Genomic DNA, 10,788 nt, shown 5'->3' on the forward strand with positions numbered 1-10,788 from the left:
CACATGTGGCGTTTCAGCCCTGGTGGGGGTGACGGACGGTGGTCGGGGCGACGAAGGTCTCCTTGATCGACCGCGGGCTGACCCAGCGCAGCAGGTTGTGCACGGAGCCGGCCTTGTCGTTGGTGCCGGACGCCCGGCCGCCGCCGAACGGCTGCTGGCCGACGACGGCGCCGGTCGGCTTGTCGTTGATGTAGAAGTTGCCGGCGGTGAAGCGCAGCGCGTCGGAGGCCTTGAGCACCGCGAAGCGGTCGTCGGCGATGATCGAGCCGGTCAGCGCGTACGGCGACGCGGAGTCCACAGTGGACAGTACCGAGTCGAAGTCGTTGTCCTCGTACACGTGCACGGCCAGCACCGGGCCGAAGAACTCGGTGGTGAACACGTCGTGCGAGGGGTCCTCGCCGACGACGACGGTGGGCCGCACGAAGTAGCCGTCGGAGTCGTTGGCGGTGCCTCCGGCGATGACGTCCAGCTTGCTGTCGGAACGGGCCCGGTCCAGCACGCCGGCCAGCTTGTCGTACGAGCGGCGGTCGATCACCGCGCCCATGAAGTTGCTGAGGTCGGTCACGTCGCCCATGCTCAGCGCCTCGGTCTCGGCCACGAGGTCGTCACGCAGCCGTGCCCACAGCGACCGCGGGATGTAGGCCCGAGAGGCCGCCGAGCACTTCTGGCCCTGGTACTCGAAGGCGCCCCGCACGAGCGAGGTCCGCAGCACGTCCAGGTTGGCCGACGGGTGCGCCAGCACGAAGTCCTTGCCGCCGGTCTCGCCGACCAGCCGTGGATAGCTGCGGTAGTTGGCGATGTTGGCGCCGACGGTGGCCCACAGGTGCTGGAAGGTCCGGGTGGAGCCGGTGAAGTGGATGCCGGCCAGGTCGGGGTCGGCCAGCGCCACCTCGGACACGGCGATGCCGTCGCCGGTCAGCAGGTTGATCACGCCCGGGGGCATGCCGGCCTGCTCCAGCAGCTGCATGGTCAGGTGCGCGGAGAACGTCTGCGTCGGCGACGGCTTCCACAGCACGACGTTGCCCAGCAGCGCCGGCGCGGTCGGCAGGTTGCCGGCGATGGCCGTGAAGTTGAACGGCGTGATCGCGTAGACGAAGCCCTCCAGCGGGCGGTGGTCGGTGCGGTTCCACACGCCCTTCGAGCTCTCCGGCTGCTTGGCCTGCAACTCGCGGGCGAAGGCCACGTTGAAGCGCCAGAAGTCGGCCAGCTCGCAGGCGGCGTCGATCTCGGCCTGGATGGCGGTCTTGGACTGGCCGAGCATGGTCGCCGCGTTCAGCGTCGAGCGCCACGGGCCGGACAGCAGGTCGGCGGCGCGCAGCAGGATCGCGGCCCGCTCGTCGAACGGCATCGCGCGCCACGCCGGGGCGGCGGCCTTGGCGGCGGCGATGGCGTCGCGGGTGTCGGCCTGGGTGGCGCCGGCGAAGGTGCCCAGCACGTGGCGGTGGTTGTGGGGCTGCACGACGTCGACGCGCTCGCCGCCGCCCATGCGCCGCTGCCCGCCGATGGTCAGCGGCAGCTCGACCTGCTCCTTGGCCAGCTCGACCAGCTTCGCCTCGAGCTCGGTCCGCTCCGGGCTGCCCGGCGCGTACTGCAGCACCGGCTCGTTCACGGGGGTCGGGACCTGCGTCACGGCATCCACTGGCACTCCTTCGGCGACGTCGTCGATGGCAGAAGGCTATGCACCGGCGGCCGGCGCCGTGTTGTACGAACGGCTAAGCTTGTGGGTGTCGGTTTGTGGGGACGGACAAAGGATCACGCCCGCTTTGGAGGATGCCGCCATCGCCGGTTCGAGCATTCAGCAGCTGCTGCTCGCGCTGGGCGAGCCGTTCGTCGAGGTCCTGACCGCCCCCGACGGCCTCGACGCCGAGGTGCGCGACGTCGTCATCCTCGATCCCGACGACGCCCCCGACTCTCGCCCCGGCGACCTGGTGCTGGTGATCGGCGCCCGCGGCAAGTCCGCCGCCGCGCACGTGCGGGCGGCCGGCAAGCGCGGGGCGACCGCCGTCGCCGTCAAGGATGCCGAACCGCTGCGGCAGACCGCCGCCGACGCCGGTGTCGCCTTGCTGGACGTCCGCGGCGAGGTCCGCTGGGAACAGCTGGAATCGTTGGCGCGCAACGTGGTCAGCGCCGCCCGCGGCACCGCCGACGCCGACGCCGGCGAGGTGCTCGGCGACCTGTTCTCGTTGGCCCAGACCATCGCCGCGCTGACTGGCGGCAGCGTCAGCATCGAGGACACGGCCAACCGCGTGCTGGCCTACTCGCGGTCCTCGGACGAGGTCGACGAGCTGCGGCGGCTGTCCATCCTCGGCCGGCAGGGTCCGGAGCCGTACCTGAAGATGCTCCGGGAATGGGGCGTCTACCAGCGGCTTCGTTCCGGCGAGGACGTCGTGCACATCGACGCGCGGCCCGAGCTGGGCATCAAGCGCCGCATTGCCGTCGGCATCCACGCCGGCTCCCAGCCGCTCGGCACCGTCTGGGTGCAGGAGGGCAGCCTTCCCCTCACCGAGCACGCCGACCGCGCGCTGCTCGGCGCCGCCCGGATCACCGCACTGCACCTCGTGCAGCACCGCAACACCACCAGCGCCGGACTTCGCCTGCGCGAGAACCTCCTCGCCGGCGTCCTCGACGGCCGGGTCACCGGCGCCTCCGTCGCCGGCCAGATCGGCGCCGACCCCCGCAGGCCCGCCGCCGTCATCGCGTTCCTGTTGCGCAGCACCGATCGCACCCGCAGCGAGGTGGAGCTGCACCGGGCCGAGATGATCAGCGTCATCTCGGTGCACGCCGCCTCGTACCGGCGCTCCGCCCTTGTCACGCCCATCGCCGGCCGGGTGTACGTGCTGCTGCCCGAGGTCACCGACGCCGCCACCGTCACCGCCATGACCCGCGACGCCGTCGCCGCCACCCGGCGGCACCTCGGCGCCTCCGTGCAGGCCGGCATCGGCTCCGTCGTCGCCGGGCTGGAGGACGTTCCCGTGTCACGGCAGGAGGCCGACCGGGTCCTCGACGCCATCGCCGGCCGCCCCGAGGTCGAGGTCGCCGCGCTGGCCGACGTGCGGACCCAGGTCCTGCTCAGCGAGACCCTCACCCTGCTCGCCGACAATCCCCGGATCCGCGATCCCCGGCTCGATCCCTTGGCCGGCACCGACACCGGCCGTTCCCTGCTCGCCTACCTCGACGCCTTCGGCGACGTCCGCTCCGCCGCCGCCGGCCTCCACGTCCACCCCAACACCCTGCGCTACCGGGTCCGCCGCGCCTGCGAGCTCAGCGGCCTCGACCTGTCGGATCCGGACCAGCGCCTCGTCGCCCAACTCCAGCTCCGGCTGATGAACTGACGGCTGCACTCGACTCGCCCGGTAATCGCCTTGGCAAATGTCACGCAATCGGCACTCAAGCCATGAATAGACGCACCAGGCTCTCCAGGAATCGCCCACGTGGTCCTGACCGACCTAGGCGACCCTGCTGCTCCGCCCGCTTCGCCAGGCGATCCCGACGTCGGCGCGAACGCAGCAGGCGCACCAGTCGGCGGTGGCGAGCGCATCGCTCCGCTTCACTCATGTGAGCCTTGACCACATCCTCGTACCGCAACATGTCGAACATGACGGGGCCTCCTCCGGGGCTGGATCAGCAATCGGCGATGTGCTGAACGGTGTTGGTCGCGTGGTATCCATGCGGCGGCCTCGGGGACGGCGGCCAGGACGCACTTGGCAATTTCGTCGCTTTCCCCGTCCCCGGTTGGCGAGGCAGGTCGTTCTCGGCCGTCCAGGTAGGTCTGCTTGCCAGTCGGCGGGTGCTCACCAGTGCCGCGAGTACGACGTGGCCGGGGGTGGTGAGTTCGGCGGGAACGCGCTGCCCTTCCTTGGCGGGGCCGGCGGCGCGCATGAGACCGGCATGTGCGAGGTGGTGGGCGGCGATTTGGTCGCAGCAGGCCAGACCGTCGACGAACAGGTCGGGTTCGCAACTGGTGGTGGTCTCGGCACGGCCGGCGGCAATGGCGTGGAGCATCGCCAATTCACGTCGAGAGAGGCGCACATGCGTCGGTGTCGTGGTAGACAATGGTCCACCTCCTCGGAGGAGTGATATTCCCCGGCAACGATGGAGATCTGGTCCATAGTGGACGTTTGTGGTGACGCGCGCCGATCCGACCGGAGTCGAAGGCGAGCGAACCCAGCGAACTGTTCATGAATCACTCCCATGTGAACGGGACACCGCACTGTCCTCGGCGACCCGGATATCAGTGGCACCAGAATGCCGTTGCAGCCAGTGCCAGGTCGACAACCTTGAACGAGGCGGAAAACGCGTCGGCCACAAGTGGTCGCGCCAAGAGACACAGCGGCGAACCGAGGGATCGTCAGTGACGTCGCCGGGTTGATCCAGCTCCGGCGAGAGTCGTGCGACAGACCTGGCCGGCAGGAGGGCTCAGCCCGACCCCGCGGCGGCCGGGGAGCCGGGGATGCTCGTAGTCCGCTGGACGCAGCTCTGAAACACCCTTCAGGCCGTAGCGAATGTCGCACACCTGCGCCACGCTCACGCGGCAAGCCGTACCCTTGTCGGCGAAGAGGAGAAGTCTCGGCGATGGCGTCCCAACCGCTCACGTTTGCTCCAGGCGACGACCCGATCGGCCGTGTGCGCGAGTTCATCGACAAGCCGGCGCTGCGCGCGTTGGTCGAGCAGTTCGGCGGAAGCTGGCCGAAGGGAGACCTGCCAGAGATTCTGCGGACACTGGTCGAGTTCTCCGCCATGTGGGACCGTCGCCAGGGCGCGTGTCGGCTGGACATCCAGGACGATGCCGGCTCCGACAGTGAGCGGGCCATGGCCGCGGTCGAGCAGCTCGGCCTCTGCGACTACGCACCACCACAGGAAAGGTCATACGACTGGGTGCTCGTTCTCGGCGGCCTGGCAGCGGGCTGCCACAGGCGGACCAAGCACTTGGTCAGGCTCCTGACGGAGGGCGTCATCGAGACTGACGGCATCTGCCTGCTCGGCTCGTTCCGTGACCTACGGAAGGACGAACTCACATCGAGCACCCAGTTCGCCTCGCGCGCCACGACCGAAGCGGACCTGCTGCTGGAGCTGGCCACGCGGGAGTTCCGGTCCGAACGGGCGTGGACGGTCGAAGTTGACGGCGATCGGACAATGACGCCGCGTGTGGCTCAGCTGCACGCATGGCGCGCCGGCAAACCCGAGGTGCACGTGTTCGCTGCCCGTAGCAGCCAGCCCGAGCAGCGCGCCGCCAACACCGCCGACACCTACGAGCAGGCCGCCCACGCGCTGATGTTCCCGCCGAAAGCGCGACTGCTGCTGGTGACAACGCACTTATATGCGCTCTACCAACACTTCGATGCCGTTCGCGTGTTGGGCCTACCGCACCAGCTGTGTGTCGAGACCATCGGCACACCGCCGAGGTCCGGCGGCAGGATCTGGCCCACTACCTGGTACCTACAGGAAGTCCGCAGCACTCTCCAGGCAGGTCTTCGGCTTGTCACCGCGGCCGAGTCAAGAAGGCCACCGCGATGAGCGACTCTGCCGGGCCTGCGCTCGCCGCCGTGGTCCTCCGCGGGCTGACGCATAGCCGCCGCATTGCCAGTGCTGTCGCGGCCCATTGCCTCATGCCCGTGGTCTCCTCGAACGGCCACACCGAATATTCCGCACTCCGGCCGACGGACTTGAGCTACTGTCATGTCTGGTTCCGGCGCCCCCCTCAATGCGCCGGAACCAGACTCATGACAGACATGCCGCAGGTGACACACTGTCATCTCCGGCTCCGGAACTCCCCCGCTGTCATCAGCCACCGGAACCAGCCACACCAGAGTGCTGCTGCATCCGATTGGAGGTCGACAACGTTGAACGAGAAGGAAAAATCGTTGGCCACAAAAGGTCACAGAGGCGCACCGAAGGATCCTGATGGCGCTGCGGCTGCATTTCACCGCCGATGATCTGGCACGTACCCGCATCATCAGCCACCCGCATCCGACCTGGGAACTGGTGAACAGCCTGCACATCGTCCAGACCGGCCACACCGTGTCCCAGCATGCTCTGTGGCGGGAGTCATCGCTGGCACGGTTGAACCGCCACCCCGACGCTCGCCGCCATCTTGAGCTGCTGACCGCGCTGGTCCCGCCGCGGGGAAGCTTCCCGGACTTCCTCACACCACACGAGGAGGCCGACGACTTCGCCGCCTCGTTGGACGCCGTGCTCAGCACGCCGGCCAGCCGGCTGGCCGTCGAAGTGGCGCCGTCTTACCTCATGCGACAGCCACCAGCCGTGACCCGCGAGCTCGCCGCCGGCGATCTTGACGCGCTGCACGCACTGGGGGACGCGATGTCCTGGTATCACGACCTGGTCCTGGCACCGCACTGGTCCGGCATCGACCGGGCGGTCCGCGGCGACCGAACCGTGCGCACCGAGGACGTCGCCGCCAGTGGTATCGAAGGACTGCTCGGCAACCTGGCGGAATGCATCCGATGGGCACCACCTGTCCTGCATGCCAAATACCCACGTGACCACGACATCGAGTTGGCCGGCCGTGGCTTGACACTCATCCCCTCGTACTTCTGCCACGACACACCCGTCGCCTTCATCGATGCCGAACTCCCACCCGTTCTGGTCTACCCGATCACCGAAGTCCCGACCCCAGCCGCCGATCTGGCCGCACTGGCCAGCCTCATCGGGGACACTCGCGCACGCGTCCTGCACGCCTTGCGCGTGCCACGCTCGACGACCAAACTCGCCGAACACATCCACGCCTCGCCCGCCGCCGCCAGTAAGCACGCCACCGTCCTGCGCCAAGCCGGCTTGATCAGCAGCACCCGGCGCGGCAACACCGTGCGCCACTTCGTGACCGCTCTCGGGGAACAGCTGTTGGACACCCGCCACGAGCAGACCGCCAGTGGCCTGCTGCTCGCCTCAGCCTCCGGCCGTCGCAGGTGGGCTTGACCCGCTTTGCCGGACACGGGCTCGACCCGTCCGATCCGGATCAGTGCCTCGTCGCCCAGCTCCTACTCCGGCTGATGAAGTAAATGCGTTGCGGCGGCTCGGTCCGCCGCCGACTCTGTGGCTCGTGGGTTTGCTGGATGCTGTCGCCGCTCGGGTCGCGCGGGGCGAGACCGTGCGGTTCCGCCCGACCGGCAATTCCATGGTGCCGCTGATCCGCAGCCGTCAGCTGGTGACGGTCGTCCCGATCGACACCGCCACCCTGGCCGTGGGCGATGTCGTGCTGGCACGGGTGGCCGGCACGGTCTACCTGCACAAGGTCACCGCCCTCGCGGGCGAGCGGGTGCAGATCGGCAACAACCGGGGCCGGATCAACGGGTGGACCAGCCGGGACCGCGTGTTCGGCCGCTGCGTCGAAGTGGACGAGGTGCCGTTCACGAACCGCAAGAACAAGCGGACTCACGCTGACGAAGCGGCCCGGAACACGTCGTAGGCCTGCTGGCCGAAGAGGACGAAGCGCACCATCTCCACCGAAGAGTCGGCGAGTTCCTCGGCCACCGTGGACAGGGCGATCTCCGCCGCTGACTCCAGGGGCCAGCGGTAGATGCCGGTGGAGACGGCCGGGAACGCGACGCTCACAGCTCCGAGCGAAGCAGCCACCCGTAGGGAGTTGCGGTGGCAGTCGGCCAACAGCGACGACCGGTCCTCGGAGGAGGACCACACGGGGCCGACGGTGTGCACGACCCAGCGCGCGGGCAGGCGGCCGGCGGTGGTGGCGACGGCCTGGCCGACCTTGAGCCCCCGGCCGTAGTGGCCGGCGCGGAGCTTGCGGCAGTCGGCGAGGATCTCGGGCCCGCCGCGACGGTGGATGGCGCCGTCGACACCGCCGCCGCCGAGCAGGGAAGAGTTGGCGGCGTTGACGATGACGTCGACCTGCTGCGCGGTGATGTCGCCTTCGACGATCTCGATGGCCACCGTCAGGCCTCCAACACCTGGCCGCGGCGCTGGACGACCGGTGGCAGGGTGGACCAGGGGAAGTTGATCCAACGGTCGGTGTGCCGCCACACGTACTCGCACTTCACGGTGGAGTGGGGCTTCTCGTACACGACGGCGCAGCGGACGTCGGCGACCTTGTCCTCGCAGAAGTCGCGGACGAGTTTCAACGTCGCGCCGGTGTCGGCGACGTCGTCGCAGACGAGGACCTTGGCGCCGTGCAGGTCGACGGCGTTGGGGACCGGGGGAAGCATGACGGGCAGGTCGAGGCGCTGGTCGACGCCGGTGTAGAACTCGACGTTCATCACGTGCAGGTTCTTGACGTCCAGCGCGTAGCCGAGGGCGCCGGCGACGAAGAGGCCGCCGCGGGCGATGGAGAGCAGCAGGTCCGGCTCGAAGCCGTCGGCGGCGACGGTCTCGGCCAGCTCGCGGCTCGCGGAGCCGAAGAGCTCCCAGGTCAGCACCTCGCGCTGATCGTTCATGGGAGCTACCCTATCCACCGGGGACAGTTATATAGTTACAACTACGAGTTAGGTTAGGCTAAGCTGAAGCAATGCCACCGACTCGCATCCAGGTCCGCCGCACGGAGCGGATCACGCCGCACATGGTCCGCGTGACCTTCGACGGCGACAACCTCGCCGTGGACAACGGCTTCACCGACCGCTACGTGAAGCTGATGTTCCCGATCGACGGCGGCTTCCCGCCCGACCTCGACACACTCCCCCGCGACCAGATGCCGCCCCGCCGCACGTACACGATCCGCGCGGCCACGGCCGACGAGGTGACGATCGACTTCGTGCACCACGGCGACAGCGGACTGGCCGGCCCCTGGGCGGCCAACGCCAAGCCGGGCGACGAGCTGTACTTCGTCGGCCCGGGCGGCGGCTACACCCCGGACCCGACGGCGGACTGGCACCTGCTGATCGGCGACGAAGCCGCGCTGCCGGCGATCGGCGCGGCCCTCGAACAGCTGCCGGCCGACGCCACCGTCCGAGCGATGGTGGGCAGCGCGGAACCGCAGGACCTCCCGCACGACGTCACCTGGGTCGACCCGGCCGACCTCGTGGACACGGTGAAGCAGCTCGACTGGCCGGCCGGTCGCGTGCACGCCTTTGTGCACGGCGAGGCGGGCCTGGTCAAGCAGCTCCGCGACCACCTCGCCGGCGACCGCGGCCTGAGCCGCGAGCAGCTGTCGATCTCCGGCTACTGGCGGCGCGGCCTGCACGAGGACGCGTTCCAGGCGGAGAAGCGCACTACAGCCGCCGCAGCCCGCTGAGCACCCGCTCCATCAGCCCCAGGTTGGGCACGCCGTCGCCCGCGGTGTCGGCGGCGTGCACGAAAACCAGCCCCAGGCCGGCCATGTCGCCGACCAGGACCTTGGACACGCCGAGCGGGATCGACAGCAGCGCGGCGATCTCGGCCACCGACCGGGTCTGCACGCAGAGGTCGCGATGGCCCGGTACTCGGCCTGCATCGGCTCGGCCGCGGCGCCGCCGTGCTCGCTGGTCGAGACCAGGGTCTCGATTGCAGCGGCACCTCGGACCGGGTCCGGCCGCCGGTCCAGGAGTAGGCGCGCACGATGGCGCCCGACAACTAGTCCGGGTTGACGGCCGACAACGGCGGCGGAGCCGGCTCGGGCGCCGCCTGCTCCGGCTCGACGTACCGGCCGTCGCGCTCGCCGCGCCCGCGGCGGAAAAAGACTGCCGCCGTTGAGTGTGAAACCGTTGAGCACGTCCGCGAACGTGCTCTCCGCGGGGTCTTCGCCCCAGTCTTCGGTGCTCATCTCCACCCTCAGACGGGCTGGCTGTCCATGGCCTGCTTGGCGACCCGCAACTCGGACCGCAGCTCCGGTGTGAGCAACGGCCCGACCTGGTCCACGAGGACGGTCATCTCGTACGCCACCTGGCCGACGTCGCAGTTGGGCGCCGCCAGCACCGCGAGGCACGAGCCGTCCATGATCGTCATCAGCAACAGGATGCCACCCTGCATCTCGACCACGGTCCGGCGCACCGGTCCGCCGTCGAAACAGCGGGAGGCACCCTGGGTCAGGCTGACCGCGCCGGCCGCGATGGCCGCGACCTGCTCAGCCCGCTCCGCGGGCAGTCGCGTGGACGCGGTGAGCAACACACCGTCCACGGAAACGACGACCGCGTGCGCGACTCCCGGCACATGCTCGGCGAAGTTGTTGACCAACCATCCGAACTGGTTCACCTGCCGCGACTGGGGTGCGGTCATGGGCTCTCCTGCCCCTTTTCGTTCTCACTCGACGCTGCTGCACCAGTGTGGTCCTGACGGATACCAGACTGGTAACTGGCAAGGAACCCGCGTGTCCGGTTCGGATCGCGGTGCGAGGCACCGTTCGCGGGACCGGCCGCCGGCGCGCCCGTCGACGGGAACAGTCCCGCCTTCGGCACGCGTTTGGGCAGGCCGAGCCCGTTCTGGGTGCCCTGGGGACGCGGCGGCGGCGCGGGTTGCGCCACCGGCTGCTCGGTCGGCCAGGCCGGCTCCGGCGACTGCTCCGGGGCCGGATCGGACGCGGTGGCGTCCGATGGGTTCACCTGAACGGGCGACCCGTTTTCCGGTCCCCCAGACATGTGCTCGAACCAAGCGTAGCTGGTCGGTTCCAGCGAGACCTCCGGTCGTAGGACGGATTCGTTGTCCTGACGCGACGGCGGATTCGCGTTGGCGGGCCTGGCGCCCGCGGTGTCGGCGGGCATTGCCCCGCCGGCGTTGGCGGGCGCTGCCCCGTTGGCGGCCGGTGGCCCGATCGGGTCGGCGGCGCCGGGCGGCGTGTTGGCGGCGAACCAGCCGGCCGCCGAGGCGGGGGCCGGCGGCTGCACGGTGGGCGGCGGCGTGAAGGTCCGG

The 10,788-nt window shown here is 69.6% G+C and carries 11 protein-coding genes and 1 pseudogene; 5 read left to right on the forward strand and 7 right to left on the reverse strand.

The features are described 5' to 3' along the window. Positions 1-13: 13 nt before the first annotated feature. Positions 14-1,639 carry an L-glutamate gamma-semialdehyde dehydrogenase gene (gene pruA / locus KUTG_RS07645; RefSeq protein WP_043715955.1) on the reverse strand — a complete coding sequence of 542 codons (1,626 nt, stop codon included), beginning with the start codon at positions 1,637-1,639 and terminating at the stop codon, positions 14-16. A gap of 124 nt (positions 1,640-1,763) precedes the next feature. On the opposite strand from pruA, the gene KUTG_RS07650 reads away from it, so the two are divergent. Continuing rightward, on the forward strand, positions 1,764-3,332 hold the full coding sequence (locus KUTG_RS07650) for a helix-turn-helix domain-containing protein (protein WP_043715957.1): 1,569 nt from the start codon (positions 1,764-1,766) through the stop codon (positions 3,330-3,332). A gap of 289 nt (positions 3,333-3,621) precedes the next feature. Here the strand turns inward: KUTG_RS07650 and KUTG_RS66015 are convergent, their stop codons facing one another. Then, positions 3,622-4,053 carry a hypothetical protein gene (locus KUTG_RS66015; protein ID WP_369794440.1) on the reverse strand — a complete coding sequence of 144 codons (432 nt, stop codon included), beginning with the start codon at positions 4,051-4,053 and terminating at the stop codon, positions 3,622-3,624. A gap of 570 nt (positions 4,054-4,623) precedes the next feature. Here KUTG_RS66015 and KUTG_RS07655 point away from each other — a divergent pair. The 3 genes from KUTG_RS07655 (at position 4,624) to KUTG_RS07665 (ending at position 7,423) form a co-directional block, all read left to right on the forward strand. Next, entirely contained in the window at positions 4,624-5,514 is an 891-nt protein-coding gene (locus tag KUTG_RS07655; protein ID WP_157494388.1) for a hypothetical protein, read from the forward strand. A gap of 387 nt (positions 5,515-5,901) precedes the next feature. Next, positions 5,902-6,933 (forward strand): ArsR/SmtB family transcription factor, encoded by a 1,032-nt coding sequence (locus KUTG_RS07660; protein WP_063753494.1) that lies wholly within the window; start codon positions 5,902-5,904, stop codon positions 6,931-6,933. A gap of 124 nt (positions 6,934-7,057) precedes the next feature. Further along, positions 7,058-7,423 carry a S26 family signal peptidase gene (locus KUTG_RS07665; RefSeq protein WP_052396545.1) on the forward strand — a complete coding sequence of 122 codons (366 nt, stop codon included), beginning with the start codon at positions 7,058-7,060 and terminating at the stop codon, positions 7,421-7,423. On the opposite strand, the gene KUTG_RS07670 is transcribed toward KUTG_RS07665, so the two are convergent. Continuing rightward, complete coding sequence (locus tag KUTG_RS07670; RefSeq protein ID WP_043715962.1) at positions 7,390-7,905, reverse strand: O-acetyl-ADP-ribose deacetylase; 516 nt, start codon at positions 7,903-7,905, stop codon at positions 7,390-7,392. The genes KUTG_RS07665 and KUTG_RS07670 overlap by 34 nt on opposite strands. A gap of 2 nt (positions 7,906-7,907) precedes the next feature. Next, entirely contained in the window at positions 7,908-8,405 is a 498-nt protein-coding gene (locus KUTG_RS07675; protein WP_043715965.1) for a phosphoribosyltransferase, read from the reverse strand. Positions 8,406-8,476: 71 nt separating this feature from the next. Between KUTG_RS07675 and KUTG_RS07680 the strand changes: the two genes are divergently transcribed. Further along, positions 8,477-9,199, forward strand: coding sequence for a siderophore-interacting protein (locus KUTG_RS07680; protein ID WP_043715969.1), 723 nt, complete (start codon positions 8,477-8,479; stop codon positions 9,197-9,199). Here KUTG_RS07680 and KUTG_RS66020 read toward each other — a convergent pair. From KUTG_RS66020 to KUTG_RS07695, 3 genes and pseudogenes are all read right to left on the reverse strand, one after another. Beyond that, positions 9,177-9,347: a DUF742 domain-containing protein gene (locus KUTG_RS66020; protein WP_369794441.1), complete on the reverse strand. Its 171-nt coding sequence runs from the start codon at positions 9,345-9,347 to the stop codon at positions 9,177-9,179. The two genes, KUTG_RS07680 and KUTG_RS66020, sit on opposite strands and share 23 nt — an antisense overlap. Positions 9,348-9,714: 367 nt before the next feature. Further along, complete coding sequence (locus KUTG_RS07690; protein ID WP_043715972.1) at positions 9,715-10,158, reverse strand: roadblock/LC7 domain-containing protein; 444 nt, start codon at positions 10,156-10,158, stop codon at positions 9,715-9,717. Then, a pseudogene (locus tag KUTG_RS07695) lies at positions 10,155-10,788 on the reverse strand (hypothetical protein); the annotation flags it as partial. The gene KUTG_RS07690 and the pseudogene KUTG_RS07695, both read right to left, overlap by 4 nt.

Origin of the sequence: Kutzneria sp. 744 (genome assembly GCF_000568255.1) — a bacterium.
Lineage (GTDB): Bacteria > Actinomycetota > Actinomycetes > Mycobacteriales > Pseudonocardiaceae > Kutzneria.